The 24,951-nt window shown below is 73.9% G+C and carries 31 protein-coding genes and 1 riboswitch; of the genes, 17 read left to right on the top strand and 14 right to left on the bottom strand.

What is annotated here, in order from left to right:
* Nucleotides 1-49: 49 nt before the first annotated feature.
* The 6 genes from GA0074696_RS09755 to GA0074696_RS09780 all read left to right on the top strand — a co-directional run bounded on the left by GA0074696_RS09755 (nt 50) and on the right by GA0074696_RS09780 (nt 5,773).
* The gene (locus GA0074696_RS09755; RefSeq protein WP_088960790.1) at nt 50-1,108 is read left to right on the top strand and encodes a PhoH family protein; all 1,059 of its coding nucleotides are present in this window, start codon (nt 50-52) and stop codon (nt 1,106-1,108) included.
* Between the two features lie 15 nt (nt 1,109-1,123).
* Nucleotides 1,124-1,597, top strand: coding sequence for an rRNA maturation RNase YbeY (gene ybeY, locus GA0074696_RS09760; protein WP_088960791.1), 474 nt, complete (start codon nt 1,124-1,126; stop codon nt 1,595-1,597).
* Complete coding sequence (locus tag GA0074696_RS09765; RefSeq protein ID WP_172894588.1) at nt 1,573-2,979, top strand: hemolysin family protein; 1,407 nt, start codon at nt 1,573-1,575, stop codon at nt 2,977-2,979. Before ybeY ends, GA0074696_RS09765 begins: the two co-directional genes overlap by 25 nt.
* Nucleotides 2,972-3,358, top strand: a complete 387-nt coding sequence (locus GA0074696_RS09770) for a cytidine deaminase (RefSeq protein ID WP_088960793.1) — start codon at nt 2,972-2,974, stop codon at nt 3,356-3,358. Before GA0074696_RS09765 ends, GA0074696_RS09770 begins: the two co-directional genes overlap by 8 nt.
* Nucleotides 3,355-4,251: a GTPase Era gene (gene era / locus GA0074696_RS09775; RefSeq protein WP_088960794.1), complete on the top strand. Its 897-nt coding sequence runs from the start codon at nt 3,355-3,357 to the stop codon at nt 4,249-4,251. The genes GA0074696_RS09770 and era overlap by 4 nt, the downstream gene beginning before the upstream one ends.
* A gap of 160 nt (nt 4,252-4,411) precedes the next feature.
* Nucleotides 4,412-5,773: an acyltransferase family protein gene (locus GA0074696_RS09780; RefSeq protein WP_088960795.1), complete on the top strand. Its 1,362-nt coding sequence runs from the start codon at nt 4,412-4,414 to the stop codon at nt 5,771-5,773.
* Here the strand turns inward: GA0074696_RS09780 and GA0074696_RS09785 are convergent.
* Nucleotides 5,760-6,536 carry a DUF4097 family beta strand repeat-containing protein gene (locus GA0074696_RS09785; protein WP_088960796.1) on the bottom strand — a complete coding sequence of 259 codons (777 nt, stop codon included), beginning with the start codon at nt 6,534-6,536 and terminating at the stop codon, nt 5,760-5,762. The genes GA0074696_RS09780 and GA0074696_RS09785 overlap by 14 nt on opposite strands.
* A gap of 102 nt (nt 6,537-6,638) precedes the next feature.
* Here GA0074696_RS09785 and recO point away from each other — a divergent pair, with 102 nt between their 5' ends.
* From recO to GA0074696_RS09810, 5 genes are all read left to right on the top strand, one after another.
* Nucleotides 6,639-7,514, top strand: coding sequence for a DNA repair protein RecO (gene recO, locus GA0074696_RS09790; RefSeq protein ID WP_088960797.1), 876 nt, complete (start codon nt 6,639-6,641; stop codon nt 7,512-7,514).
* A 32-nt stretch (nt 7,515-7,546) separates the two neighbouring features.
* Nucleotides 7,547-8,323, top strand: coding sequence for an isoprenyl transferase (locus GA0074696_RS09795; RefSeq protein ID WP_172894590.1), 777 nt, complete (start codon nt 7,547-7,549; stop codon nt 8,321-8,323).
* Nucleotides 8,324-8,403: 80 nt separating this feature from the next.
* Nucleotides 8,404-8,589 carry a hypothetical protein gene (locus GA0074696_RS09800; RefSeq protein WP_088960799.1) on the top strand — a complete coding sequence of 62 codons (186 nt, stop codon included), beginning with the start codon at nt 8,404-8,406 and terminating at the stop codon, nt 8,587-8,589.
* Nucleotides 8,590-8,809: 220 nt separating this feature from the next.
* Nucleotides 8,810-9,004, top strand: a complete 195-nt coding sequence (locus GA0074696_RS09805) for a thioredoxin reductase (protein ID WP_231925317.1) — start codon at nt 8,810-8,812, stop codon at nt 9,002-9,004.
* Nucleotides 9,001-9,768, top strand: a complete 768-nt coding sequence (locus GA0074696_RS09810; RefSeq protein ID WP_088960801.1) for a pirin family protein — start codon at nt 9,001-9,003, stop codon at nt 9,766-9,768. The genes GA0074696_RS09805 and GA0074696_RS09810 overlap by 4 nt, the downstream gene beginning before the upstream one ends.
* A gap of 13 nt (nt 9,769-9,781) precedes the next feature.
* On the opposite strand, the gene gndA is transcribed toward GA0074696_RS09810, so the two are convergent.
* Both gndA and GA0074696_RS09820 read right to left on the bottom strand, forming a co-directional pair.
* On the bottom strand, nt 9,782-11,224 hold the full coding sequence (gene gndA, locus GA0074696_RS09815) for an NADP-dependent phosphogluconate dehydrogenase (protein WP_088960802.1): 1,443 nt from the start codon (nt 11,222-11,224) through the stop codon (nt 9,782-9,784).
* Nucleotides 11,225-11,414: 190 nt separating this feature from the next.
* A complete protein-coding gene (locus GA0074696_RS09820; RefSeq protein WP_088960803.1) occupies nt 11,415-11,711 on the bottom strand; it encodes an MTH1187 family thiamine-binding protein in 297 nt (98 codons plus the stop codon).
* Nucleotides 11,712-11,963: 252 nt separating this feature from the next.
* On the opposite strand from GA0074696_RS09820, the gene GA0074696_RS09825 reads away from it, so the two are divergent.
* The gene (locus tag GA0074696_RS09825; protein WP_088960804.1) at nt 11,964-12,212 is read left to right on the top strand and encodes a hypothetical protein; all 249 of its coding nucleotides are present in this window, start codon (nt 11,964-11,966) and stop codon (nt 12,210-12,212) included.
* A 334-nt stretch (nt 12,213-12,546) separates the two neighbouring features.
* On the opposite strand, the gene GA0074696_RS09830 is transcribed toward GA0074696_RS09825, so the two are convergent.
* The 3 genes from GA0074696_RS09830 to GA0074696_RS09840 form a co-directional block, all read right to left on the bottom strand.
* Nucleotides 12,547-13,347 carry an energy-coupling factor transporter transmembrane component T family protein gene (locus GA0074696_RS09830; RefSeq protein ID WP_088960805.1) on the bottom strand — a complete coding sequence of 267 codons (801 nt, stop codon included), beginning with the start codon at nt 13,345-13,347 and terminating at the stop codon, nt 12,547-12,549.
* Nucleotides 13,344-14,795, bottom strand: coding sequence for an ABC transporter ATP-binding protein (locus GA0074696_RS09835; protein ID WP_088964470.1), 1,452 nt, complete (start codon nt 14,793-14,795; stop codon nt 13,344-13,346). Before GA0074696_RS09835 ends, GA0074696_RS09830 begins: the two co-directional genes overlap by 4 nt.
* Before the next feature lie 111 nt (nt 14,796-14,906).
* Entirely contained in the window at nt 14,907-15,491 is a 585-nt protein-coding gene (locus GA0074696_RS09840) for an ECF transporter S component (protein ID WP_088960806.1), read from the bottom strand.
* Between the two features lie 75 nt (nt 15,492-15,566).
* A riboswitch (TPP riboswitch) is annotated at nt 15,567-15,673 on the bottom strand.
* Nucleotides 15,674-15,757: 84 nt separating this feature from the next.
* Here GA0074696_RS09840 and GA0074696_RS09845 point away from each other — a divergent pair.
* The 4 genes from GA0074696_RS09845 (at nt 15,758) to GA0074696_RS09860 (ending at nt 20,075) form a co-directional block, all read left to right on the top strand.
* The gene (locus GA0074696_RS09845; RefSeq protein WP_088960807.1) at nt 15,758-16,588 is read left to right on the top strand and encodes an alpha/beta fold hydrolase; all 831 of its coding nucleotides are present in this window, start codon (nt 15,758-15,760) and stop codon (nt 16,586-16,588) included.
* Between the two features lie 54 nt (nt 16,589-16,642).
* Nucleotides 16,643-17,392 (top strand): sugar isomerase domain-containing protein, encoded by a 750-nt coding sequence (locus GA0074696_RS09850; RefSeq protein ID WP_088960808.1) that lies wholly within the window; start codon nt 16,643-16,645, stop codon nt 17,390-17,392.
* 90 nt (nt 17,393-17,482) lie between these two features.
* The gene (locus GA0074696_RS09855; protein WP_088960809.1) at nt 17,483-17,983 is read left to right on the top strand and encodes a DUF6328 family protein; all 501 of its coding nucleotides are present in this window, start codon (nt 17,483-17,485) and stop codon (nt 17,981-17,983) included.
* A gap of 118 nt (nt 17,984-18,101) precedes the next feature.
* Complete coding sequence (locus GA0074696_RS09860; RefSeq protein WP_088960810.1) at nt 18,102-20,075, top strand: acyl-CoA dehydrogenase family protein; 1,974 nt, start codon at nt 18,102-18,104, stop codon at nt 20,073-20,075.
* Between the two features lie 24 nt (nt 20,076-20,099).
* Here the strand turns inward: GA0074696_RS09860 and GA0074696_RS31155 are convergent, their stop codons facing one another.
* From GA0074696_RS31155 to GA0074696_RS09895, 8 genes are read right to left on the bottom strand one after another with little or no spacing between them, the layout of a single operon-like run.
* Nucleotides 20,100-20,267 (bottom strand): hypothetical protein, encoded by a 168-nt coding sequence (locus GA0074696_RS31155; RefSeq protein ID WP_170285442.1) that lies wholly within the window; start codon nt 20,265-20,267, stop codon nt 20,100-20,102.
* A gap of 9 nt (nt 20,268-20,276) precedes the next feature.
* A complete protein-coding gene (locus tag GA0074696_RS09865; RefSeq protein ID WP_088964471.1) occupies nt 20,277-20,882 on the bottom strand; it encodes a hypothetical protein in 606 nt (201 codons plus the stop codon).
* A 50-nt stretch (nt 20,883-20,932) separates the two neighbouring features.
* Nucleotides 20,933-21,325 carry a Fur family transcriptional regulator gene (locus tag GA0074696_RS09870; RefSeq protein ID WP_088960811.1) on the bottom strand — a complete coding sequence of 131 codons (393 nt, stop codon included), beginning with the start codon at nt 21,323-21,325 and terminating at the stop codon, nt 20,933-20,935.
* On the bottom strand, nt 21,322-21,621 hold the full coding sequence (locus GA0074696_RS09875; RefSeq protein WP_088960812.1) for an ArsR/SmtB family transcription factor: 300 nt from the start codon (nt 21,619-21,621) through the stop codon (nt 21,322-21,324). The genes GA0074696_RS09870 and GA0074696_RS09875 overlap by 4 nt, the downstream gene beginning before the upstream one ends.
* Before the next feature lie 43 nt (nt 21,622-21,664).
* The gene (locus tag GA0074696_RS09880; protein WP_088964472.1) at nt 21,665-22,531 is read right to left on the bottom strand and encodes a metal ABC transporter permease; all 867 of its coding nucleotides are present in this window, start codon (nt 22,529-22,531) and stop codon (nt 21,665-21,667) included.
* Between the two features lie 2 nt (nt 22,532-22,533).
* A complete protein-coding gene (locus GA0074696_RS09885; RefSeq protein ID WP_088960813.1) occupies nt 22,534-23,295 on the bottom strand; it encodes a metal ABC transporter ATP-binding protein in 762 nt (253 codons plus the stop codon).
* Nucleotides 23,292-24,236 carry a metal ABC transporter substrate-binding protein gene (locus GA0074696_RS09890; RefSeq protein WP_088960814.1) on the bottom strand — a complete coding sequence of 315 codons (945 nt, stop codon included), beginning with the start codon at nt 24,234-24,236 and terminating at the stop codon, nt 23,292-23,294. Before GA0074696_RS09890 ends, GA0074696_RS09885 begins: the two co-directional genes overlap by 4 nt.
* Before the next feature lie 54 nt (nt 24,237-24,290).
* The gene (locus tag GA0074696_RS09895; protein WP_088960815.1) at nt 24,291-24,548 is read right to left on the bottom strand and encodes a DUF6703 family protein; all 258 of its coding nucleotides are present in this window, start codon (nt 24,546-24,548) and stop codon (nt 24,291-24,293) included.
* Between the two features lie 27 nt (nt 24,549-24,575).
* Here GA0074696_RS09895 and GA0074696_RS09900 point away from each other — a divergent pair, with 27 nt between their 5' ends.
* Nucleotides 24,576-24,917 (top strand): antibiotic biosynthesis monooxygenase family protein, encoded by a 342-nt coding sequence (locus GA0074696_RS09900; protein WP_088960816.1) that lies wholly within the window; start codon nt 24,576-24,578, stop codon nt 24,915-24,917.
* The last annotated feature ends 34 nt before the right edge of the window (nt 24,918-24,951 follow it).

Genomic DNA, 24,951 nt, shown 5'->3' on the forward strand with positions numbered 1-24,951 from the left:
CGGCGCCCGAGATCGGAAGCAGGTGGCGCAGGGCCCGACGGCCCGATTTATGACCGGCACCCCACCTCCCGGCCCGCCCCGGGTGCAGACCAGGATCACGGTTCCCGATTCCAAGATCATGGTCAACCTCCTCGGCGCGGGCGACGAGATCCTGCGCCTCGTCGAACGCTCGGTCGACAGTGACGTGCACGTGCGCGGCAACGAGATCACCATCACCGGTGCCCCCGCCGACAACGCCCTCGCCGAGCGCCTCTTCAGCGAGCTGCTCGAACTGATCGAGAAAGGCGAGACCCTGACCACTGATGCCGTCCGGCGTACCGTCGGCATGCTCGAGCAGGGCAGCGCGGAGCGGCCCGCCGAGGTCCTCACCCTCAACATCCTCTCCCGGCGCGGGCGCACCATCCGCCCCAAGACGCTCGGGCAGAAGCGCTACGTCGACGCGATCGACTCGCACACCATCGTCTTCGGCATCGGTCCCGCCGGCACCGGAAAGACCTACCTCGCCATGGCGAAGGCCGTCCAGGCGCTGCAGGCCAAGCAGGTCAACCGGATCATCCTGACCCGGCCGGCGGTCGAGGCGGGGGAGCGGCTGGGCTTCCTGCCCGGCACCCTCAACGAGAAGATCGACCCGTACCTGCGGCCGCTCTACGACGCGCTGCACGACATGCTCGACCCGGAGACCATCCCCAAGCTGATGGCCGCCGGCACGATCGAGGTCGCGCCGCTGGCGTACATGCGCGGCCGGACCCTCAACGACGCGTTCATCATCCTGGACGAGGCGCAGAACACCACGCCCGAGCAGATGAAGATGTTCCTCACCCGACTCGGCTTCAACTCCAAGATCGTCGTGACCGGTGACGTCACCCAGGTCGACCTTCCCGGCGGTACGACCAGCGGACTGCGGGTGGTCCGGGAGATCCTGGAAAACGTCGAGGACGTGCACTTCGCCCAGCTCTCCAGCTCGGACGTGGTCCGGCACAAGCTGGTCGGCGAGATCGTCGACGCGTACGCCCGCTGGGACGCCGAGCGGGAGAACCAGCAGACGCAGAGCGTGCACGCCGTGCCGGGGCGGACCGCCCAGGGCGGCCGGGCCGGCCGGCGCCGCTAACCCAGAGGAAGACAGTTGTCCATCGAGATCGCCAACGAGTCCGGTGTCGACGTCGACACCGACGCCGTGCTCGCCGTCGCGCGGCACGCCCTCGACGAGATGGGGGTCAACCCCCTCGCCGAGCTCTCCGTGCTGCTGGTCGACATCGAGTACATGACCGAGCTGAACCACCGCTGGATGGGTGGGGACGGGCCGACCGACGTGCTCGCCTTCCCGATGGACGAGGGCAGCGTCGACCACGGTCCGGGGGAGAGCGCCCCGGCCGGCGGTGAGCCGGCCCTGCTCGGCGACATCGTGCTCTGCCCGGAGGTGGCGGCCAAGCAGGCCGTCACCGCCGACCACACCACCGCCGACGAGCTGCACCTGCTCACCGTGCACGGCGTGCTGCACCTGCTCGGCTACGACCACGCCGAGCCGGAGGAGGAGCGGGAGATGTTCACGCTCCAGGCCCGACTGCTGGCCAGCTGGCGGTCGACCCGGACCCGGTGATGACCACCCAGGCGGCGGCCGCCGCCGGCCTACCCGACCTCCAGCTGATCTTCTTCGCGGCGGGGCTGGTGGTGCTCGCCGGTCTGATCGCGATGACCGAGGCGGCGCTCGCCGCCGTCTCCCCGGCCCGGGCCGCCGAGCTGGCCCGGGACGGGGCGCGCGGCGCGCGTACCCTCCAGGCCGTCGCCGGCGACGTGGTCCGCCACCTCAACCTGCTGCTGCTGCTCCGGCTGCTGGCCGAGCTGACCGCCACCACGCTGGTGGCCCTCGTCGCGGTGGACACCTTCGGCGCGGGCTGGCGGGCGGCGCTGGTCACCGCCGGCGCGATGACCGTGGTCAGCTTCGTCGTGGTCGGGGTGGCCCCGCGCACCATCGGCCGGCAGCACGCGTACGCGGTGGGCCGGGCGGTGGCGCCGCTGGTCCGCTGGCTGGGGCGGGCGCTGAACCCGCTCGCCTCGCTGCTGATCCTGATCGGCAACGCGGTCACCCCGGGGCGCGGCTTCCGGGAGGGGCCGTTCGCCAGCCAGGTGGAGCTGCGCGAGCTGGTCGACCTGGCCGAGCAGCGTGGCGTCGTGGAGCACGGCGAGCGGCAGATGATCCACTCGGTCTTCGCGCTCGGCGACACCATCGCCCGCGAGGTGATGGTGCCCCGCACGGAGATGGTCTGGATAGAGGAGGGCAAGACGCTCTCCCAGGCGCTGGCGCTCTTCCTGCGCTCCGGCTTCTCCCGCATCCCGGTCATCGGCGAGAGCGTCGACGACGTGCTCGGCGTGCTCTACCTCAAGGACCTCATCCGGCGCACCCGGGGCGGCGACCTGCGGGCCCACCAGAGCCCGGTCTCCGAGCTGATGCGCCCGGCGACCTTCGTGCCCGAGTCCAAGCCGGTCGACGACCTGCTCTCGGAGATGCAGGCCGCCCGCAACCACCTGGTCATCGTCGTGGACGAGTACGGCGGCACCGGCGGCCTGGTGACGATCGAGGACATCCTGGAGGAGATCGTCGGCGAGATCACCGACGAGTACGATGTCGAACGCCCGCCGGTGGAACACCTGGAGGACGGTGCGGTGCGGGTCACCGCCCGGCTCCCGGTGGAGAACCTGGGCGAGCTGTTCGACACCGAACTCCCCACCGACGAGGTGGAGACCGTCGGCGGCCTGCTGGCCCAGTCCCTGGGCCGGGTGCCGATCCCCGGCGCCCGCGCCGAGGTGGCCGGCCTGCGGCTGATCGCCGAGGGCACCACCGGGCGGCGCAACCGGATAGACACCGTGCTGGTCAGCCGGGTCGAGCCGAGTGACGCGCCGGACGGGGCGGGGCGCGGCGAGCAGGCCGAGACCCGCAACAACCAGACCAGAACCGAGGAGAGGCAACCCGCCGATGCCTGAGTCACCCGCCGTACCGGCCGCCCGGCCCACCCCGTCCGACCCGGCCGAACTGAGCGCCGAGGACGGCAAGCTGGTCGTCCTGGCGCGGGGCGCCCGTGGCCGGGTCGCGGCCGTGGAGGGCGCGGCGGTGCGTGACCAGGACGGTCGGACGTACGCCGCGGCGAGCGTGTCGCTGCCCTCGCTGACCATCACCGCGCTCCAGCTCGCTGTGGCCTCCGCCGTGGCGGCGGGCGCGAGCCGGCTGGAGGCGGCGGTGGTGGTGACCGAGGCGTCGACGCTGGACGGGGCGGGGCACGCCGCCGTGCGCGACCTCTCCGCCGACGCGCCGATCCACGTCGCGGCGCCGGACGGCACGGTCCTCGGCACGGTGGTCGAGTGACCGGCACCGAGGAGCGTCCCTACCGCGCCGGGTTCGCCTGTTTCGTCGGGCGACCCAACGCGGGCAAGTCGACGCTGACCAACGCGATCGTCGGCCAGAAGATCGCGATCACCTCCAACAAGCCGCAGACCACCCGGCACATCATCCGGGCCGTGCTGCACCGCCCGGACTCGCAGCTCGTGCTGGTCGACACCCCCGGCCTGCACCGCCCCCGGACGCTGCTCGGCGAGCGCCTCAACGACCTGGTCCGCTCGACCTGGAGCGAGGTCGACGTGATCGGCCTCTGCATCCCGGCGGACGAGCCGGTCGGCCGGGGCGACCGGTTCATCACCGGTGAGCTGGCCGAGCTGAAGGCCACCGTGCTGGCCGTGGTGACCAAGACCGACCTGGTCGACAAGAAGCGCCTGGCCGAGCAGTTGCTGGCGGTCAGCCAGCTGGGCGAGTTCGCCGAGGTGGTGCCGGTCAGCGCGGTCTCCGGGCACCAGGTGGACACCCTGGTCGACGTGATGACCAAGTACCTGCCGCCGTCGCCGCAGCTCTACCCGGACGACATGCTCACCGAGGACCCGGAGCAGGTGATGGTCGCCGAGCTGATCCGGGAGGCGGCCCTGGAGGGGGTCCGCGACGAGCTGCCGCACTCCATCGCGGTCGTCGTCGAGGAGATGATGCCCGAGGGCCAGGTCATGAAGATCTTCGCCGACCTCTACGTCGAGCGGCCCAGCCAGAAGGCGATCGTGATCGGTCACCGGGGCAGCCGGCTGAAGGCGGTCGGCACCGCCGCCCGCAAGCAGATCGAGGAGCTGCTGGGCAGCCGGGTCTACCTGGACCTGCACGTACGGGTGGCGAAGGACTGGCAGCGGGACCCGAAGCAGCTGCGCAAGCTCGGTTTCTGACCGCAAAGCGGGGCGGTGACCGGCGATGTCCGGTCGGTCACCGGCCCGGCGGCGGTATGGGAAGGTTCACGTCCGGCCGGGGGTGCGGGCCGTTTGGCGGGGTGAAGTCGGAGGGTAGGGAGCGATTCTGCTCCGCCGCCCCCGACATAGATGCAGGCTGATGCGCAACCGATACCTGGACCTGCTCCGCTTCCTGGCCGTCATCCGGGTCGTGGTCTACCACGTCACCGGCTGGGCGTCGCTGACCCTCGTCTTCCCGGCGATGGCGGTGATGTTCGCCCTGGCCGGGTCGCTGATGGCGGCCTCGCTGGACCGCTCCGGCCCGGCCGCGTTGCTGCGCCGGCTGCGCCGCCTGCTGCCCTCGCTCTGGGTGGTCGCGGTCGTCCTCGTGCCCGCCATGCTGATGACCGGCCTGCCGCCGGGCCCGAAGGTGCTGCTCTGGCTCTTCCCGATCGCCGACCCGCCGGCCAACTACTGGGGCGCGCTGGCGTTGAGCCCCATCTGGTACCTGCGCGACTACCTCTGGTTCCTGCTCGCCTCACCGGTCGCCCTGTGGCTGTTCCGCCGGGCGCCGGTCGCCACCCTGGCCCTGCCGTACGCGCTGCTGCTGGTGATCGAGCTGGGCCTGCTGCCCGCCGCGCCGGTCCCGCTGCGCGAGTTCGGCGTCTACTTCGGCGCCTGGCTGCTGGGCTTCGCCCACCACGACGGCCTGCTGCGCCGGCTCGCCAACCGGGTGCTGCTGCCGACCGCGCTGGCCCTGGCGGGCGCCGGGGCCGCCTGGATCGTCACCCATCCCGGGCCGCGCGGCTTCGACCTCAACGACATCGACCTGGGCAACGCGCTCTGGTCCGCCGCGTTCATCCTGGTCCTGCTGGGCCGGGCCCCGGCCACGGCGCGCTGGATCGAGCGCAGCCCGCTGTTCAGCCGCGCGGTCACCGTACTCAACCGCCGGGCGCTGACCGTCTACCTCTGGCACATGTCGTTCGTGGTGCTGCTCACCCCGCTGGTCGACGTGGTCGGCTGGTCGCACCAGGACCCGGTCGGCCTGGCCATCCGGGTGGTGCTGGTCTTCGCCCTGGTCGGGGTGGTGACCCTGCTGGTCGGCTGGGTGGAGGACGTGGCCGCCCGGCGGCGGCCCGAGCTGGTGCCGGGCGGGCGGCGCGCGCCCCGGCCGGCCCACACCGTCGAGCCGACAGCCCGTGCCCTACCACCGCGCCAGGAGCCGGCCGGGCCGGTGCGCCCCGCGCCGGTGGCCGCCGACCCAGTTGCACCCGTGCCGGTGGCCACCCGCCGGGGCGTACCCGCCGTGCCGGTGAGCCCCGCGCCCGCAGGCCCCCGGACGTCGGCCCGCCCGGTCCGGACGCTCGGCGTGCCGGCCGGCCCGGCGGGTACGGCCGGGCGGCCGGCGGCCGGGCCCGGCGGCAAGCGACGCGAGCGGTCGAGCGTCGGCGCCGCCGGCCGGGCCGTGGTCCCCGCCCCCCGGGTGGCCGAGCTGGCCACCGTCGAGATCAACGCTGGCTGACCCGCACGTTCCCGCTGCCGGTGCTCAGGTCGAGCACCAGCGACGCCCCCGGATCGTTCGGCACACCCAGGTCGCTGTCGCCCGACCCGGTGCTGGACCGCACCCGGTACCGGCCGGCGGGCACCAGCAGCTCGACGTCGCCGCTGGAGGCGTGGGCCCGCGCCGAGGCCGGCTCGTCCAGCTCGATCGTCACGTTGCCGGACTCGGCCTCGGCGTTCACCTGGCCCCGCAGCCGCAGCCCGGTGATGTCGCCCGACGAGGCGCGCAGCTCGACCGGGGCGGCCACGTCCTCCACCTCGATGTTTCCGGAGCCGGTCGCGGCGCGTACCGGGCCGGTGGCGCCGGCCACCCGGATGTTGCCCGAGCCGAGGGCCAGCTCCACCGCGCCGACCCGGCTCAGCTCGACGTCGCCGGAGCCGGTCTCGCCCCGCACCCGGACCCCCTCCGGGGCGGTCACCTCGTACGACACCGAGCAGCGCGGGCCGCACTCCGCGTCCAGCACCAGCTCGTCGCCCCGCACCTCGTACGTGGTGCGCGGCTGGTCGCCCTGGTAGCGCAGCACCCGCTTGATGCGTACCTCGGTGGCCGGCCCGGTGGCCCGGACCACCACGTCGCCCGCGCCCGGCCGTACGGTGACAGTGGTGATCCGCACCGCCTCGGTGTGGTCGAAGTCCAGCCGCCGGAAGGAGAGCGTGTCGCACCCGGCGGCGAGGATGACGGTGGCGGCCGCGCCCAGGGCGACGGCGGTGCGGGGAAGAGCCATGGTCAGCAACCTACGACCGGTCCCGCCCGCGGCACATCGGGGACGCGACGCCGGGCCACCCCGAACCGACCCTGATTTCCCACCCCGAGGGAGAATGGTCCGATGCCCGGGTACCGCCGCCAGCTCTACCGCGACGACGCGGTGGTCCTGCGTGTGCAGAAGCTGGGCGAGTCCGACCGGATCATCACCCTGCTGACCCGCCGGCACGGCCGGCTGCGCGCCGTGGCCCGGGGCATCCGGCGCACCACCAGCAAGTTCGGCGCCCGGCTGGAGCCGTTCGGCCACGTCGACGTGCAGCTCGCCGGCGACCCGAAGGGCAATCACGGCAGCTCGCTGCACACGGTCAGCCAGGTCGAGGGGATCGACCTCTACGGCAAGCGGTTCCTCGGCGACTATCCCCGCTACACCGCGGCCAGCGCGATCGCCGAGACCGCGGAGCGGCTCACCCCGGTCGAGCGGGAACCCTCGCTGCGGCTGTTCCAGCTCACCCTCGGCGCGCTGAAGGCGCTGGCCCTGGGGGAGCACGCCACCACGCTGGTCCTCGACGCGTACCTGCTGCGCGGGATGGCCCTGGCGGGCTGGGCGCCGGCGCTGATCGCCTGCGCGGTCTGCGGCACGCCGGGGCGGCACCGGGCCTTCTCCGTACCGGCCGGCGGCGCGGTCTGCCCGGACTGCCGGCCGCCCGGCGCGGCCCACCCCGCGCCGGCCACCATCGACCTGATGTCCGCGCTGACCAGTGGCGACTGGCGGGTCGCCGACGCCACCGAGACCGGCGTACGCCGGGAGTGCAGCGGCCTGGTCGCGGCGCACCTGCAGTGGCACCTGGAGCGCGCGCTACGCTCGCTGCCGCTGGTCGACCGGGGTGCCCCGGCGGCCGGCGCGGTCCCGTCACCCGGCGGTGGCGTGGCCGGTCCGGTTCCGCCGCCGCCCGGCGTCGGGGCCGGCGTGGACGGCGTGGACAGGGAGATGACCGAGTGATCCGATCGTTGAGGGCCGGCCGGCGCGCGCCGGTGCCGCCGACACCGCACCCGTCGGGTGCCCGGCCGCCGGCGCTGCCCGCCGAGGCGGTGCCGAAGCACGTCGCGGTGGTGATGGACGGCAACGGCCGGTGGGCCAAGGAGCGCGGGCTGCCCCGCACCAAGGGTCACGAGGCGGGGGAGTTCAGCCTCTTCGACACCATCGAGGGCGCGATCGAGCTGGGCATTCCCTACCTGTCGGCGTACGCGTTCTCCACCGAGAACTGGCGGCGCTCGCCGGACGAGGTCCGGTTCCTGATGGGCTTCAACCGGGACGTCATCCGCCGCCGCCGCGACCAGCTCGTCGACCTCGGCGTGCGGGTGGTCTGGTCGGGCCGGGCGGGGCGGCTGTGGAAGAGCGTCATCTCGGAGTTGCAGACCGCCGAGGAGATGTCCCGGGCCAACTCGACGCTGACCCTGCAGTTCTGCGTGAACTACGGCGGCCAGGCGGAGATCGCCGACGCCGCCGCCGCGATCGCCCGCGACGTGGCTGCCGGTCGGCTCGACCCGGCGAAGGTCAACGAGAAGACCGTGGCGAAGTACCTCTACCACCCGGAGATCCCGGAGGTGGACCTGTTCCTGCGTCCCTCCGGTGAGGAGCGGATCTCCAACTTCCTGCTCTGGCAGACGGCCTACGCGGAGCTGGTGTTCCTCGACACCCTCTGGCCCGAATTCGACCGCCGGCACCTCTGGTACGCCTGCGAGCTGTACGCGCAGCGGGACCGTCGGTTCGGGGGCGCGCTGCCCAACCCGGTCGCCCCCAAGGTGTAGACGTCGAGGCGCTCGCGCTTATCCGAGCGTCGGGTGGGGTACCTCTTGGGGTAGCAGCCAAGACGCGGAGGTGAACCCACATGATTCAGAAGCGGATTGCCCAGTGGGCGGTCATGGCGGTCGCCGTGCCGCTGGCCGCGGCCGGTGCGCGCCGGCTCAGCCACACGCTGGAGGCCCGCCGGGGCCCGACCGGCGTGAGCCGACTGCTCAGCAAGGGCGCGGACATGCTGCGTCCGCAGAAGGCCAAGCGTCGCCGGTTCTGGTGACCGGCCTGCCTTTCGTTCACGACTGCGGGACTCCGCTGCGCTGCGTTCCTCGCGCTCACCAGCGACCCGCACCACGCCGTCGGCGCCGCTCCCTCGGGGGCGGCGCTGACGCGTTCCGGCCGGTCGGCGCGGCCCGCGCGCGTACGATCGGCGCAGGGCGCGCCGCCCGGGCGCGTCCGCCACGGGGGTGGGGATGCCGGATCTCCGGTACAAGATGATCATGGCACTGAACGCCGCGGACCTGGGCAGCCCGATCTGCGAACAGGTGGCCGGGATCTGCGCGGAGATCGCCGAGCAGCACTGCGCCGAACTGGGGCACGCCCCCAGCGTGCGCTCCGGGGAGATCGCCGAGCTGGCCACCGGTGAACCGGCGCTGACCTGGGCGCCGAACGAGACCGGGCAGCGGGCCTGGTGACCGCGCTGGCGCCGAGCCCGGCGGTGGACGTCCGCCGGGCCGAGGACCGGTTCAAGACCCGACTGTCCTGGCTCGACTCGAAGCACTCCTTCTCGTTCTCCCGGCACTACGACCCGGCCAACACCCACCACGGGCTGCTGCTGGTCAACAACGACGACATCGTCCACCCGGGCACCGGGTTCGAGACCCACCCGCACGAGGACATGGAGATCGTGACCTGGGTGCTGCGCGGCTCGCTGGTGCACCAGGACTCCACCGGGCACTCCGGCGTCATCTATCCCGGGCTGGCCCAGCGGATGAGTGCCGGCACCGGCATCCTGCACTCGGAGAAGAACGACTCCTGGCGGCTGGACGGCCGGGAGCCGCACGGCGACCCGGTCCACTTCGTGCAGATGTGGGTGGTGCCCGACACCGACGGCGTCGACCCCGGCTACGAGCAGCTGGAGATCGGCGACGAGCTGCTGCGCGGCGGCCTGGTGCCGGTCGCCTCCGGTATGGACCGGTACGACGGCGCCTCCGCCATCCGGATCCGCAACCGGTACGCCACCCTGCACGCCGCCCGGCTCGCCGCCGGCGACGAGGTGACCCTGCCCGACGCGCCCTACCTGCACCTCTATGTGCCCAGCGGCGCGGTGACGCTGGAGGGCGCCGGCCGGCTCGGCGCGGGCGACGCCGCCCGGATCACGATGACCGGCGGCCACCGGGTCAGCGCCACCGAGGCCGCCGAGATCCTGGTCTGGGAGATGCACGCCACCCTCGCCTGAGCCCATCCGCGCCTCAGCCCGCCAGCTCGGAGCGGTCGCCGGCCCAGACGGTGTGGAACGAGCCCTCCCGGTCGACCCGGTGGTAGGTGTGCGCGCCGAAGTTGTCCCGCAGCCCCTGGATCAGCGCCGCCGGCAGCCGCTCCGCGCGCAGCGCGTCGAAGTAGGCCAGCGACGAGGAGAACGCCGGGGTGGGCACGCCGGCCCGGGCGGCGTCGGCGACCACCCGCCGCCAGCTCGGCACCCCGGCGCCGACCGCCTCGGCGAAGTAGGGCGCCACCAGCAGCGTCGGCAGGTCCGGCTGGGCGTCGTACGCCTCGCGGATGCGGTCGAGGAAGCGGGCCCGGATGATGCAGCCGCCGCGCCAGATGGTGGCGGTGCCGCCGAGGTCGATGTCCCAGTCGTACTCGCGGCTGCCGGCGCGGATGTGGTCGAAGCCCTGCGCGTACGCGACGATCTTGCTGGCCAGCAGCGCGCGCCGGACGTCCTCGACGAAGGTCTCCCGCTCCTCGACCTGCCACTTCTCGCCGGCGTCGGCGAATGCGCGGCGGGCGGCGGCGCGCTGGTCGGCGTGGCCGGAGAGCGACCGGGCGAAGGTCGCCTCGGCGATGCCGGTGATCGGGATGCCCAGGTCGAGCGCGCTCTGCACGGTCCACCGGCCGGTGCCCTTCTGCTCGGCCTGGTCGAGCACCACGTCGACGAACGCCCGGCCGGTCGCCGCGTCGGTGTGTGCCAGCACGTCGGCGGTGATCTCGATCAGGAAGGACTCCAGCTCGCCGGTGTTCCACTCCCGGAAGATGTCGGCGATCTCCGCCGGGCTCGCCGACAGCCCCGCCCGCAGCAGGTCGTACGCCTCGGCGATGAGCTGCATGTCGGCGTACTCGATGCCGTTGTGCACCATCTTGACGAAGTGGCCGGCGCCGTCCGGGCCGATGTGCCGGCAGCACGGGGTGCCGTCCACCTGCGCGGCGATCTTCTCGAAGATCGGCCCGAGCTTCGCGTACGACTCGGCGGAGCCGCCGGGCATGATGCTCGGGCCGCGCAGCGCGCCCTCCTCCCCGCCGGAGACGCCGGTGCCGACGAAGTGCAGCCCGTGCCCGCGCAGCGCCTCCTCCCGGCGGCGGGTGTCCGCGAAGTGCGCGTTGCCGCAGTCGACGACGATGTCGCCCTCCTCCAGCAGCGGGACCAGCTCGTCGATCACCGCGTCGGTGGGGCCGCCGGCCTTCACCATGACGATCACGGCGCGGGGCCGCTCCAGAGTGGCGACGAAGTCCGCGAGGGAGTCGGACGCGACGAAGCTGCCCTCGCCGCCGTGCTCGGCGACGAGGCTGCGGGTGCGCTCGGGGGAGCGGTTGTGCACGGCCACCGTGAAGCCGTTGCGGGCCAGGTTCCGGGCCAGGTTGCGGCCCATCACCGCCAGCCCCGTGACCCCGATCTGCGCCGTCGCCTGCTGAGCCATCCGTCCGCCACCTCTCGTCGGCCTGCCGTCCTGCGACCGTATCGCGGCCACCGGCCGCCGGGGTCCGGACATCGACGCCCGGTGAGCGGCACGGTGCGGGCCGTCGCGGCACCGGGCTGCGGGACCAGCCGGGTTGGCCGGCGGCGACCAGGTGCTCACCCGGGCCCTCCAGTGACGGCACCGGCCGGTGTCAGCCCTCGGCCAGGCGGGCCTCGACGTGGGCCACCTTGCCGGTGAGCGCGTCGGTGACGCCGGGTCGCACGTCGGCCTTGAGCACCACGCTGACCCGGGGCGCCTTTTCGGCCACCACGTCGACCGCCCGCTTGACCACCGCCATCACCTCGTCCCACTCACCCTCGACGGTGGTGAACATGGCGTCGGTGCGGTTCGGCAGGCCGGAGGCGCGGACCACCCGGACCGCCTCGGAGACCAGGTCGCCGACGGACTCGCCGACGCCCAGCGGGGTAATCGAGAACGCGATCAGCATGCCGCCGATGGTGCCAGCAAATCGGCTGCGGCCGCCGCAATAGGCGGGTTAGCCTGTCGGCATGCGTATCTGACGCCGCACCTTCAGCCAGCCGGGCCCGCCGCCGTCGTCGGGGGTCCGGCCGCGCCGGGCGTCCGCATTCCCCACCTTTCCCGTACGGGTGGTGTCTCCGTGGTCGGGTCGCCCGGGCCGTTCCCTGCCCGCCGACCGCCCGCCTCGCGGCGCGGTCCCCGCATCCGAAGGAGGCAGCGTATGCCCGCCAAGCGCAGTCCGAAGAAGTCCCGCCCGCCGGCGCCGGCCGAGGTGGCGGTGAGCCCGCCGGATCTCGACGCGCTCACCGTGGCGCCCGCCGCCCCGGTCACCCTGCCGGAGGAGACGGGCTCCGCGCCCGCCGCCACCCGACCCGCCCCGGCGACGCCGCCGTGGACCGGCCCGTCGGTGCGCGGCGGCTCCACCGCCGCCCGTGGCCAGACCCGCCGATACGCGTTCCGCCGCAGCTGATCCGCGCTGCTGGTACGGATGCCGGTCGGCCGCGCACCTGATCCGGCGGCCGATGACGTCGGTGAGCGCCGGGAGCGGCTCCCGGTGCGGCGACCCGTCGGCAGCCGCACCGGGACTGTGTCCCGAGCGGCCCGACGAGCCGGTTCGGCGTGTCGCGGCGCGGAAGTATGACCGCGACGAGCCTGATACCTCTGAGGCATTTTGATGCCTCAGAGGTATCACGCTCACTGGACACCTTCCCTCCAGAATGGCCGGCCGGAGGGGCGCCGGCGCCGCTCGTCACCACGGCCGCACCCGACCACTGGGCCGCCGGTGCGGACCCGGTCGCCCCTGGTCAGCCGATCAACGGGCGGAAGGTGCCGAGCGCGACGCTGACCGCGATCGCCGCAGCGCCCAGCACCGCCGCCCCGGCCACGAGCAGCCCGTCGGCCACGCCGAACCGCTGCCGGCGGGCGACGGTGCGCGGGGTGCCGGCGTCGAAGCCCCGGGCGTCCATCGCCACCGCCAGCCGGGTGCCGCGCCGGATCGCCCCGACCAGCAGGGCGAACGCGGTCGACACGAACAGCCGTAGCTTCGCCACCGGGTTGCGCCCGGCGTCCACGCCGCGTGCCCGGCGGGCCATCTCGATCATCTGCCACTCCTGCCCGAGCAGCGGGACCAGCCGGAACGCGGCCAGCGTCCCGATGGCGAAGCGGGCCGGCGCCTTCGCGTTCTGCACCAGCGCGTCGGCCAGGTCGGTCGGGTCGGTGGTGGCGAAGACGATCACGCCCGGCAGCGCCACCGCGAACATCCGCAGCGCCAGCCCGAGCGCCGTCAGCAGCACCCCGGAGGTGACCAGCAGCGGCCCGGCGTCCAGCAGCACCCGGCCGGACCGGTCGGCGGCGAAGAGCACCAGCGTGACCACGATGCCGGCCGCGCCGGCCAGCAGCGGCAGGGCCCGCCGGGCCAGTACCCGGTACCGGATCCCGAACAGCGGCAGCACGGCCAGCTCCACGGCGATCGCGATGGCCGGGGCGACCGGGTCCAGGGTGGCCACCAGGACGGCCGAGAAGACCAACGCGGCGGCCAGCTTCGCCACCGGGTTACGCCGGGCCAGCGGCGCACCGGGCGCCGCGACCGGTTCCAGGCTGATCACGGGCGCCGCCCCGAGTCGCCGCCGGCCGGGTCGGGCCGCCGGTGCAGGGTGACGGTGCGGTCGGCGAGCGCGGCGACGAAGTCCGCGTCGTGGGTGACGGTGACGACGGCGTGCCCGGCGTCGCGCAGGTCGGCGAAGAGGTCGACCAGCTCCCGCCAGGTGCGCCGGTCCTGGCCGAAGGTCGGCTCGTCGCAGATCAGCAGGCGGGGCGCGGTGGCCAGCGCGGTCGCCACACTCAGCCGTCGCGCCTCCCCGCCGGAGAGGGTGTACGGGTTCGCCCCGGCCAGCCGGGTCAGCCGCAGCCGGTCCAGCAGGGCGTCCACGGTGGCGCGTACCGCCGGCTCGGACTGGCCGGTCCGGCGGGGGCCGAGCGCCAGCTCGTCGAAGACGGTGGCGGTGACGAACTGGTGCTCCGGGTCCTGGAAGACCGAGCCGATCCGGCGGGCCAGCGCGGGCGCCCGCCAGCGGTGCGGGGGAGTGCGGTCGTCCGCCCCGGCCAGTGCGGCCGTGGCGGTGACCCGGCCGACGCCGGGGCGGAGCAGCCCGCCGAGGAGCAGGGCCAGGGTGGACTTGCCGACGCCGTTGGGCCCGAGCACGGCGAGCGCTTCGCCGGCGTGTACCCGCAGGTCGGTGGGGGCCAGCCGGGGCGGCAGGCCGAGCCGGTCGGCGGTGAGCAACTCCTCGCCGGGCGGTGTGGTGGCGTGCCGGGGCGGGATGGTCCGGCCGGGCACCCAGACGCCCTCGGCGGCCAGTGCCTCGCCGTGCGCGGCGAAGACCGCCTCCGGCGGGCCGTCCGCGCGGACCCCGCCGCCCGGCTCCAGCACCACCACCCGGTCGACCAGCGGCAGCGCCTCGGCAACCCGGTGTTCGACCAGGATCAGGGTGGTGTCGGCGGACAGCGCGCCGGCGACCGCCCGGCGGACCAGGTCGGCGCCGGCCGGGTCCAGGTTGGCGGTCGGCTCGTCGAGCAGCAGCAGGCCGGGGCGCAGGGCGAGCGCGCCGGCCAGGGCCAGGCGCTGCTGCTCGCCGCCGGAGAGCGCCGCGGTGGGCCGGTCCCGGTGGTACGGGAAGCCGACCCGGCGCAACGCCTCGTCCACCCGCGGCCAGATCTCCCCGGCCGGCACCCCCCGGTTCTCCAGCCCGAACGCGACGTCGTCGCCGCTGCGGGCCATCACCAGCTGGGTCTCCGGGTCCTGGAAGACGATGCCGACCCGTTCCCGGTCCTTGCGCGGGTCCAGCCCGTCGATCTCGACGGTGCCCTCCTGATCGCCGGAGTCCTCGGGCAGCAGCCCGGCCAGCGCCGCCAGCAGGGTGCTCTTGCCCGCCCCGGAGGGCCCGAGCAGCAGGACCCGTTCCCCGGCCTCGATCCGCAGGTCCACCCCGCGCACGGCCCACGCCTTCCGCCCGGCGTGCCGCCACCCGAACCCGCGCATCAACACCGCGCCCACCGGCACCCCTCCCTACCCAGGCCCGTCCGGCTCCCGGCCGGTGATCAAGAGGTTTGCGTCACGACGGTGGCTCCCGTTGACGCAAACCTCTTGATCAACGAAGCGGGGGGGTCAGATTGCGGCGCGTTCGCGGCCGGCGGGGAACCGGTCGAGGACGCCGGTGCGGGCGAGGGCCCGGGTGAGCGCGACACTGCCCAGGCCGGCGATCACCAGGGAGCTCACCGCGGTGATCAGGATGTAGGGCAGGCGGAAGCTGCCCCAGGCGGTGTCCGGGTACCAGACGAAGACGTCGTAGAGCGACGCCGCCAGGCCGGCCAGCGTGGCGGCCAGCAGGGCGACGGGCAGCCGGAAGACGCGGTAGCCGAAGGCCGCGAAGGCGAGTTCCGCCGCGGCGGCCTCCAGCGGACCCTGGATGACCAGCGTCCAGCCCCAGCTGCTGCCCAGCGCCACCGAGACCAGCGCGGCGACGGTGAGCGTGAAGAAGGCGGCGCCCGGCTTGCGGATGATCAGACCGCCCAGGACGGCGGGGACCAGCCAGACGCCGTAGATGGCCGCCCGCCCGGGCAGCGGGATCGCGTCGGCGGGGCCGTTCCAGAGCAGGCCCCAGGCCCAGAAGATGATGCCGAAGGCCACCCCGAGCACCGCCGCGATGACGATGTCGATGGTGCGCCACCGGTTGCTGTCGGTGTTGGTCATGTGTGCTCCCAGTCCAAATGATCGAACCAGGAGAAGACGCACGCCGCGCCCGGTATGGGACCGGACGGCGGCGCGGCTGGAGGTCGACCGAACTCCCTGCGCTGGCATTACCCAGATCAGGTTCGAGGGTCTGCGGGCGAATGCCCGCACTCTCAGCGCTGTGCGCTCCCCTGTCGGATGTGAAGTTGTCTCGTCGACGCTAACAGCTCCGACCCCGCCACGGTCGGCCCGGGTGGACGACCGTTGGGCTGGGTAGGCTGCCGATCATGCGGGTCGAGGCGCGAGGGCTGACGTTCGAGGTACGCACCGGCGGCCCGGAGGGCGGCGAACCCGTCCTCCTGCTGCACGGCTTCCCGCAGCACGGCGGCGAGTGGGACGACGTGGTGCCGGCGCTGCACGCCGCCGGCCTGCGCACGTACGCGCCGGACCAGCGGGGCTACTCGCCGGGCGCCCGCCCGGCCGAGGTGGCCGCCTACCGGCTGCCGGAGCTGGTCGAGGACGCGGTGGCGCTGCTCGACGCGCTGGGCGTCGAGGCGGCCCACGTGGTGGGGCACGACTGGGGCGCGGTCGTGGCCTGGGGCCTCGCCGCGGGGCACCCCGAGCGGGTCCGCACCCTGACCGCCGTCTCCGTGCCGCATCCCGCCGCGATGGAGCACGCGCTGGCGAACGATCCGCGGCAGAAGGCGCGCTCGTCGTACGTGCTGCTGTTCCGCCAGCCGGGCAAGGCCGAGAAGGTGCTGCTGGCCGTGCGGGCGGCCGCCCTGCGCCGGCTGCTCTCCGCGGTGGGCGACGCCGGGCGGGTGGCCCGGTACGCCGAGCCGATGCGGGAGCCGGGAGCGCTGACCGGGGCGCTGAACTGGTATCGGGCCATGTCCAGGGCCGACCTGGCGCGGACCGGGCCGGTCGCGGTGCCCACCACCTTCGTCTGGAGCGACCGGGACGTCGCGATCGGCCGGACCGCCGCCGAGGCCTGCGCCGCCCAGGTGACCGGGCCGTACCGGTTCGTCGCGCTCCCCGGCGTCACCCACTGGATTCCTGACGAGGCGCCGGCCCCGCTGGCCGAGGCGATCCTGGCTCGGGTACGCAACCTGGCCTGAGCCCGCCGTGGGCCGACCGGACGAGCAGGACCGACGAGCGGACGGAGGAACGCCATGACGGTGAGCGCCGAGGCATACCTGGCGGTGGTGACCGAGACGATCGGCCGGGTGGCCGCGAGCCAGCGGGAGGCGGTGGGTCGGGCGGCCGACCTGATCGCCGCGGCGCTGCGCGCCGACGGGGTGGTGCACGCCTTCGGCACCGGCCACTCCGAGGCGCTGGCGATGGAGATCGCCGGCCGGGCCGGTGGGCTGGTGCCGACCAACCGGATCGCGCTGCGCGACCTGGTGCTGCTGGGCGGCCAGCCGGCGAGCATCCTCGGGCCGCACCTGGAGCGCGATCCGGCCGTGGCGCACCGGCTCTACGAGCTGGCCCCGGTCCGCCCGTCGGACATCTTCGTGCTGGCCTCCAACTCCGGCGTCAACGGCGCGATGGTGGAGTTCGCGTCGCTGGTCGTCGAGCGCGGGCACCGGCTGGTGGCGATCACCTCGGCACAGCACTCGGGCCGGATGGCCTCGCGCCACCCGTCCGGGCGCAAGCTCGCCGACTTCGCCGACGTGGTGCTGGACAACGGCGCCCCGTACGGTGACGCGACCCTGCCGCTGCCCGACGGCGGCGCGGTCGGCGCGGTCTCCTCGATCACCGCGGCCCTGCTGGCCCAGCAGATCGTGGCCGAGACGGTGACCCGGTTGATCGCGGCGGGGGAGCGGCCCCCGGTCTACCTGTCGGCGAACATCACCGGCGGCGACGAGCACAACGCCGCGCTGGAGGCCCGGTACGCCGGCCGCATCCGCCGAGGTTCCTGAGCCGGTTTCGCGCCACTCCGGGTGGGGCATTGGCGTTGCTGCCGGCGGGGTGAGCCCCGTCGGCAGTACCGTCTCTTCCGGAGGTAGCGCGTGTCGAAGGAATCCGAGAAGCAGCGCTGGCAGCGCAACTTCGCCGATCTGCTCCAGGAGTTGCGCGTCGCCCAGACCGGCGTGCAGATCCTCTTCGCCTTCCTGCTGACCCTGCCGTTCAGCAACGGCTTCACCCGGACCAGCGGCTTCCAGAAGGACGTCTACATCGTCTCGCTGCTGTCGGCGGCGGCCGCCACCGCGATGATCATCTCGCCGGTCGCCTTCCATCGCGCGCTGTTCCGTCAGGGCCGCAAGCCGGAGCTGGTGCGCTTCGCCCACCGGATGGCCAGCGGCGGCCTCGGCTTCATGCTGATCTCGATGGTCAGCGCGGTGCTGCTGATCACCGACTTCGTGCTGCACCGCGGCGTGGCCCTGGTGCTCAGCGCGCTCACCGCGCTGTGGTTCCTGACCTTCTGGGTCTTCCTGCCGATGGCCCGGCGCAACTGGGGTGAGGACGTCGACGACGACGATGACGAGCCGCAGGTGCTGACCGGCGACTGACCCGGACGCCGGCCGGAAAATCCGACGTGCGCGACGCTACCCCTGAGTAACACCCGGGGGTAGCGTTGCTCTTGTCGAGCACGTTGACGCATCCGGACCGAGGTTCGAGGGGGCAGCCGTGACCACGACGCACAACAGCCGACCCACCGAGGACGGCGCCGGGCCGCTGCCGGCCGAGGCGGGCCAGGTCTCCGAGAAGGAGGCCCGACAGGTCGCCGAGGCGGCCCGGGAAACCGCCTGGGACCGGCCCAGCTTCGGCAAGGAGCTCTTCCTCGGCCGGTTCCGGCTCGATCTGATCCACCCCTGGCCTCGCTCCGACCCGGAGGACGACGCGCGGGCCGAGCGGTTCCTCACCGAGTTCGGCGCGTACCTGCGCTCCGAGGTGGACGGCGCGGCCATCGAGCGCGACGCGTCCATCCCGGACGAGGTGTTCCAGGCGCTGGCCCGGCTCGGCGCGTTCGGCATGAAGATCGACCGGAAGTACGGCGGCCTCGGCCTGAGCAACCTGCACTACTGCCGCGCGCTGATGCTGGCCGGCTCGGTCAGCCCGGCGATCGGCGCGCTGCTCTCCGCCCACCAGTCGATCGGCGTGCCGCAGCCGCTGAAGATGTTCGGCACCGACGAGCAGAAGCAGCTCTTCCTGCCCCGGCTGGCCGCCGGGGAGGTCTCCGCGTTCCTGCTCACCGAGCCGGACGTCGGCTCCGACCCGGCCCGCCTGGCCACCACCGCCGAGCCGACCGCCGACGGCACGGGCTACCGGCTCAACGGGGTGAAGCTCTGGGCCACCAACGGCACCGTGGCCACCCTGCTGGTGGTGATGGCCCGGGTGCCGGCCGGCGAGGGGCGGCGCGGCGGCATCACCGCGTTCGTGGTCGACGGCGACAGCGAGGGCATCACCGTCGAGCGGCGCAACGCCTTCGTCGGCCTGCGCGGCCTGGAGAACAGCCTCACCCGGTTCCACGACGTCTTCGTGCCCCGGGAGAACGTCATCGGCGGCGAGGGCAAGGGGCTGAAGATCGCCCTGACCACGCTGAACACCGGGCGGCTGTCGCTGCCGGCGATGTGCGTCGGCGCGGGCAAGTGGTCGCTGAACGTGGCCCGGGAGTGGGCCGCCGACCGGGTGCAGTGGGGCCGGCCGGTCGGCGAGCACGAGGCGGTCGCCCAGAAGCTCTCCTTCATCGCCGCCACCACGTACGGCATGGAGACCATGCTCGACCTCTGCTGCCTGCTCGCCGACGACGACCGCAACGACATCCGGATCGAGGCGGCCCTGGTCAAGCTCTATGCCAGCGAGATGGCCTGGAAGATCGCCGACGAGCTGATCCAGATCCGGGGCGGGCGCGGCTACGAGACGGCCGACTCGCTCGCCGCCCGGGGCGAACGCCCGGCCGCGGTCGAGCAGATGCTGCGGGACCTGCGGATCAACCGGATCTTCGAGGGCTCCACCGAGATCATGCACCTGCTCATCGCCCGGGAGGCGGTCGACGCGCACCTCTCGGTCGCCGGCGACATCATCGACCCGGACGCCGGGCTCGGCCGCAAGGCCAGGGCGGGGGCGCGGGCCGGGGCCTTCTACGCCAGGTGGCTGCCCACCCTCGCCGTCGGCAGGGGACAGACCCCCACCGCGTACGGCGAGTTCGGCCCGCTCGCCGGGCACCTGCGGCAGGTCGAGCGGCACTCCCGCAAGCTGGCCCGCTCGACCTTCTACGCGATGTCCCGCTGGCAGGGAAAGATGGAACGCAAGCAGGCGTTCCTCGGCCGGGTGGTGGACATCGGCGCGGAGCTGTTCGCGATGTCCGCGGTCTGCGTGCGGGCGTACGCGGAGCGGGACACCCGCCCGGAGAACGTCGAGCTGGCCGACCTGTTCTGCCGGCAGGCGCGGGTCCGGGTGGAGCAGCTGTTCACCGCGCTGTGGGAGAACACCGACTCCGTCGACGTCGCGGCGGCGAAGCGGATCCTCGCCGGCCGGTACGCCGCCCTGGAATCCGGCGTGCTCACCCCGCCGGCCGACACCCCGTGGGTGGCGCGCTGGTCACCCGGCCCGTCGACCACGCCGGACGTCCGCCGCCGGATCCCCCGCCAGGGCGGCTGAGCAGGGGCTGGGCCGTCGCTGAAGTCAGCGGGCGACGGCCCAGGCCAGCACCGCCGCGAGGATCAGCCCGTTGAGCACAGCGAGCACCAGGTACGCCTGCGGCGGGATCTTGCGACCCTTGCGGACGAAGCTCACCAGGACGGCGGCGTACCCGAGCAGCAGCACGGCGACGACGATCAGGAAGTACAGCACCGCCACACCCTAGCGGCCGCCCCGCAGGCCGAGTCGGCGCAGCTCCAGTGCGGCGAGCGCGTCGACGGTGGCGTCGTCGCCGCGCCGCCATGCCTCCGCCACATCCGGATCGATCCTGGTCAGCTTGCGCAGCGGCTGCCCGGCGAGGGCACGCAGCGCCAGCAGGTCCCGCCCGGCCGGGGCGCCGGCGAGCGCCTTCGCCGAGGCGGCCCGGCGCATCCAGCGCACCCGCAGCGGCAGCCAGCCGAAGAGCACCAGGGCGAGCGGGAAGACCAGCACGGCGATGGCGAGCGCCAGGGCGAGCTGGCCGACCAGCTCCTGCTGGTCCCGGCCGGCGTCGGCGACCGCGCGGGCCGCCTCGGCCGCCCGCTCGAAGGGGGCGGTCAGCTCGTCGCCGACCAGCGGCACCCGGCCGACCTTGCCGCCGGCCTCGGCGAGGTTGTCGGCGAGACCGCCGCCGGCCCCCTCCAGCTTCTGTCCAGGTACGGCGAGTTTCTGCACCAGGTCGTGCACCCACAGGGCGAAGCGGATCGCCGCGTACACCCAGACGACGACGAGCAGGTCGGTGAGGAGCTGGCGGAGGGCGACGGGGAAGCGATCGGCGTAGATCTTCACGCCGGACAGCGTGCCACGACGCGGCGCGGCCGGCACCCCCTGAATCGCCGTCAGGCGGCGCACTTCGGGCAGGTGCCGAAGATCTCCAGGGTGTGGCTGACGTCGGCGTACCCGTGTTGGGCGGCGACCCGCTCGGCCCAGGTCTCCACCGCCGGCCCGGCCACCTCGACGGTGCGGCCGCAGGCCCGGCAGACCAGGTGGTGGTGGTGCCCCTCGCTGCACCGGCGGTAGAGGTGCTCCCCACCGGGCGGGCGCATCACGTCGATCTCGCCGGCGTCGGCGAGGCCCTGCAAGGTGCGGTAGACGGTGGTCAGCCCGACCCGCTCGCCCCGGTCACGGAGCATCGCGTGCAGCTCCTGCGCGCTGTGGAAGCCCTCCACCTCGGCGAGCAGGGAGCTCACCGCCGTGCGCTGCCGCGTGTTCCGCAGCGCCCCCTCGCTCATGATCCCTCCCCGGCGTGGCTCACCGCGTCCGCCACGATGTGCGCCACGTGCTCGTCGACCAGCGCGTACGCGATCTCGCGGCCGCGCCGCGAGCCGCGGACCACCCCCGCCCCGCGCAGCACCCGCAGGTGCTGGGAGACCAGCGGCTGGGGGGCGCCGAGCTTCTCCACCAGCTCGTGCACACACCGTTCACCCTGCGCCAGCTCGCTGACGATCGCCAGCCGGATCGGGGCGGACAGGGCGCGGAGCAGCTCACCCGCGCCCTCGTAGGCCTCGTAGCCGTTCGTGCCGGTCACCCTGCAACGGTAACCAATACCACCGACAGGTGCCGGGGCGGCGTCACCGGAGCACGACCTCGTGCGGCTCGGGCGCCGGCGTACCGGCCGGGGTGGACCGCCGGCGCAGCGCCCGCCAGCCGGCGGCGGCGAGCGCGACCATCAGGAACGAGGCGATCGCCAGCAGCACCACCGAGGCGCCCGGGGCGGTGTCGGCGGTGGCCGCCACCCAGACCCCGGCCCCGGCCGCGAAGAGGCCGAGCGCCATGGCCGCCGTCATGGTGCTGCGGAAGCCCCGGGTGACCTGCTGCGCGGTGGCCACCGGCACCACCATCAGGGCGCTGATCAGCAGCACCCCCACCGCCCGCATGGCGATGGTGACGGTGACCGCGGTGGCCACCGCCAGCAGCAGGTTCAACGTTCGGACCGGCAGCCCGGCGACCCGGGCGTACTCCTCGTCGTGGCAGACCGCGAAGAGCGCTGGGCGCAGCGCCAGCATGGTGACCAGGATGGCCGCGCCGAGCACCGCGATGGTGATCAGATCCTGCGGCGAGATGGTGGTCAGCGAGCCGAACAGGTACGCGTTGAGGTTCGCGCTGGTGGCGTCGGAGAGCCCGACGAGCATCACCCCGCCGGCGATGCCGCCGTAGAAGAGCAGTGCCAGCGCGAGGTCGCCGGAGGTGCGTCCGCGCGCCCGGACCAGCTCGATGGTGATCGCGCCGAGGGTCGCCACGACCACCGCCACCAGCACCGGGGAGCGGTTGAGCAGCAGCCCGGCGCCGACACCGGTCAGCGCCACGTGGCCGATGCCGTCACCGATCAGGGTCAGCCGCCGCTGCACCAGGTAGATGCCGAGCGTCGGGGCGGCCAGGCCGATGACCAGGGCGCCGATCAGCGCGCGCTGCATGTAGGGGTACTGGAAGAGTTCCATGGTCAGCTGCTCCACAGCCCGGCGGGCTCGTCGGGACCGTGCGGGTGCACGTGGTCGTGGTCGGGCTCCGCGTGGTGGCCGGCGGGCTCGGGCACCACGCCGTCGTGGCAGATCCCACCCTGGTGCACCACCACCGCCCGGCTGATCAGCGGTCGCAGCGGGCCCAGCTCGTGGGCGACGAGCAGCACGGTGCCGCCGTCGGCGACGAAGTCCCGCAGCGCGGTGGCGAACGCCTCCTGGCTGGCCGCGTCGACCCCGGCCGTCGGCTCGTCGAGCACCAGCAGCTCCGGCCGGCCGGCGAGAGCCCGGGCGATCAGGGTGCGCTGCTGCTGGCCGCCGGAGAGGGTGGCGACCGGATCGGCGGCCCGGTCGGCGAGCCCGACGGCGCGCAGCGCCGCGTCGACCGCCTCCCGGTCGGCCCGCCCCGGCGGGCGGAGCACGCCCCGGCGGGCCAGCCGGCCGGAGGCGACCACCTCGCGCACCGTCGCCGGTACGCCGCCGCCGGCCTCGAGCCGCTGCGGGACGTACCCGATGCGCCGCCACTGCCGGAACCGGCGCAGCGGGGTGCCGAAGAGCTCGACGGAGCCGGCGGCCAGCGGGACCAGCCCGAGCACGGCGCGGATCAGGGTGGACTTGCCGGAGCCGTTGGCCCCCAGGACGGCGACCACCTCGCCGGCGGTGACGGTGAGCGAGACGTCCCGCAGCACGGGCCGGCCGTCGTAGCCGACCGCCCCGTGCGTGACGGTGATGACGGGTGCGGTCACGAGCAGCTCAACGCCGTCCGCAGGGTCTGCAGGTTGGTGCGCATCACCGAAAGGTAGTCCCCGCCGGAGTCGGTCGACAGCCCTTCGATCGGGTCCAGCACCGCGGTCTTCGCGCCGACCTCCGCCGCGATGGTCTCGGCGACCTTCGGGCTGACCAGGGTCTCGAAGAAGATCGTGGTGGCCCGGTGCTCGCGGGCCTCCGCGGCGACCTCGGCGAGGCGCTGCGGGGAGGGCTCGGTGTCGGGGGTGAGGCCGGTGATGCCGACCTGTTCCAGCTGGTAGCGCTCGGTCAGGTAGCCGAAGGCGGTGTGGCTGACCACGATCTCCCGGCGCTGGCAGCTCTTCAGCCCGGCGGCGAACTCGGCGTCGAGCTTCTCCAGCTCGCCGCGGAGGGTCCTGGCCCGGGCGGTGTAGTCGGCGGCCCGCTCCGGGTCGGCCCGGCCGAGCCGCTCGGCGAGCTGGTCGCCGACGGTGGCCAGCCGGGTCGGGTCCAGCCAGAGGTGCGGGTCGAGGTTGCCGCCGGGCTCCTCGGCGTGACCGGCCTCACCCTCGTGCTCGTGGCCGCCGGCCGCGGCGGTCAGCAGGGGCTGCACGGTCGCCACGTCGAAGGCGCGGTCGGCGGCGTTCTGGTCCACCGCCTCGTCCACGTTCGGCTGGAAGCCCTTGAGGTAGACGACCAGCTCCGCCTCGCTGACCTGCCCGACCTGGCGCGGGTTGAGCTCCAGGTCGTGCGGCTCGGCCCCCGGCTTGGCCAGGTTGCTGACGGCGACCGCGTCGCCGCCGATCCGCTCGGCGAGGAACTGCAACGGGTAGAACGCGGCCACCACGTCGACCCGCTGCGGATCGGCGCCCGCCCCGTCGGGCGAGCAGGAGGCGACGCCGCCCAGGGCGAGCAGGGCGGTGGCGGCGGCCAGGGCGCGCGGAGCGGAGCGGATGTTCATGACATCAACTGTCCGTGACAACGGAAATGATTGTCAAAAACGCATGAGTGCATGTCACAGCAGCTTGGCCAGCGCGACCACGACCAGCAGGGTCAGCATCACCAGCCGGATCATCCGGGTCTGCGGCGCCTGCACCGGCCAGGTGGTCGCCAGCAGCCAGATCAGCCCGGCGGCGAGCGCGAGCAGCAGCACGCCGCCCACCGCACCGGGTGCGAAGAACGCCACCAGCACCACCACCAGGGTGGCGAGGAACACCGACGTCGGGTTGGCCCGGGAGAGCCGGACCAGCAGGGGGCTCTGCGTACGCTGCATCCCACAGACTCTACGAGGAGGACGCCGGTGCTGGTCACCAACCGGTTCGTGGTCGAGGTCGATGTCGCCGACGACTTCGTCGCCCGGGCGCACGCCGCCCTCGCCGCGCTCGCCGCCCGCCCCGGCTACCTGCGCGGCGAACTGCTGCGGGCGCTCGACGACCCGGCCCACTGGTGCCTGCTCAGCGAGTGGGAGTCGGTCGGGGCGTACCGGCGGGCGCTGGGCGGGTTCGACGTCAAGATCGCCGCGGTGCCGCTGCTCGCCGAGTCGCTCGACGAGCCGTCCGCGTACGAGACGCTGGCCAGCGCCGCCCCGGACGGCGGGGTCGTGGTGGCCACCAGTGATCGGGCCGCGAGTCCGCACCGCTGAGCCGGCGGGCACTACCCTGCACTCATGACCGCAC

This window comes from Micromonospora purpureochromogenes, from assembly GCF_900091515.1.
Classification (GTDB): domain Bacteria; phylum Actinomycetota; class Actinomycetes; order Mycobacteriales; family Micromonosporaceae; genus Micromonospora; species Micromonospora purpureochromogenes.

What these genes read in the sequence shown, in the direction of transcription:
- GA0074696_RS09805 (WP_231925317.1), top strand. Translation starts at nt 8,810, where the DNA reads ATGGCACTGAACGCCGCGGACCTGGGCAGCCCGATCTGCGAACAGGTG.
- GA0074696_RS09850 (WP_088960808.1), top strand. Translation starts at nt 16,643, where the DNA reads ATGACGGTGAGCGCCGAGGCATACCTGGCGGTGGTGACCGAGACGATC.
- GA0074696_RS09770 (WP_088960793.1), top strand. Translation starts at nt 2,972, where the DNA reads ATGCCTGAGTCACCCGCCGTACCGGCCGCCCGGCCCACCCCGTCCGAC.
- GA0074696_RS09825 (WP_088960804.1), top strand. Translation starts at nt 11,964, where the DNA reads ATGCCCGCCAAGCGCAGTCCGAAGAAGTCCCGCCCGCCGGCGCCGGCC.
- GA0074696_RS09870 (WP_088960811.1), bottom strand. Translation starts at nt 21,325, where the DNA reads ATGAGCGAGGGGGCGCTGCGGAACACGCGGCAGCGCACGGCGGTGAGC.
- GA0074696_RS09755 (WP_088960790.1), top strand. Translation starts at nt 50, where the DNA reads ATGACCGGCACCCCACCTCCCGGCCCGCCCCGGGTGCAGACCAGGATC.
- GA0074696_RS09800 (WP_088960799.1), top strand. Translation starts at nt 8,404, where the DNA reads ATGATTCAGAAGCGGATTGCCCAGTGGGCGGTCATGGCGGTCGCCGTG.
- GA0074696_RS09785 (WP_088960796.1), bottom strand. Translation starts at nt 6,536, where the DNA reads ATGGCTCTTCCCCGCACCGCCGTCGCCCTGGGCGCGGCCGCCACCGTC.
- GA0074696_RS09840 (WP_088960806.1), bottom strand. Translation starts at nt 15,491, where the DNA reads ATGACCAACACCGACAGCAACCGGTGGCGCACCATCGACATCGTCATC.
- GA0074696_RS09895 (WP_088960815.1), bottom strand. Translation starts at nt 24,548, where the DNA reads ATGCAGCGTACGCAGAGCCCCCTGCTGGTCCGGCTCTCCCGGGCCAAC.
- GA0074696_RS09880 (WP_088964472.1), bottom strand. Translation starts at nt 22,531, where the DNA reads ATGGAACTCTTCCAGTACCCCTACATGCAGCGCGCGCTGATCGGCGCC.
- gndA (WP_088960802.1), bottom strand. Translation starts at nt 11,224, where the DNA reads ATGGCTCAGCAGGCGACGGCGCAGATCGGGGTCACGGGGCTGGCGGTG.
- GA0074696_RS09845 (WP_088960807.1), top strand. Translation starts at nt 15,758, where the DNA reads ATGCGGGTCGAGGCGCGAGGGCTGACGTTCGAGGTACGCACCGGCGGC.
- GA0074696_RS09890 (WP_088960814.1), bottom strand. Translation starts at nt 24,236, where the DNA reads ATGAACATCCGCTCCGCTCCGCGCGCCCTGGCCGCCGCCACCGCCCTG.
- GA0074696_RS09820 (WP_088960803.1), bottom strand. Translation starts at nt 11,711, where the DNA reads ATGCTGATCGCGTTCTCGATTACCCCGCTGGGCGTCGGCGAGTCCGTC.
- GA0074696_RS09780 (WP_088960795.1), top strand. Translation starts at nt 4,412, where the DNA reads ATGCGCAACCGATACCTGGACCTGCTCCGCTTCCTGGCCGTCATCCGG.
- recO (WP_088960797.1), top strand. Translation starts at nt 6,639, where the DNA reads ATGCCCGGGTACCGCCGCCAGCTCTACCGCGACGACGCGGTGGTCCTG.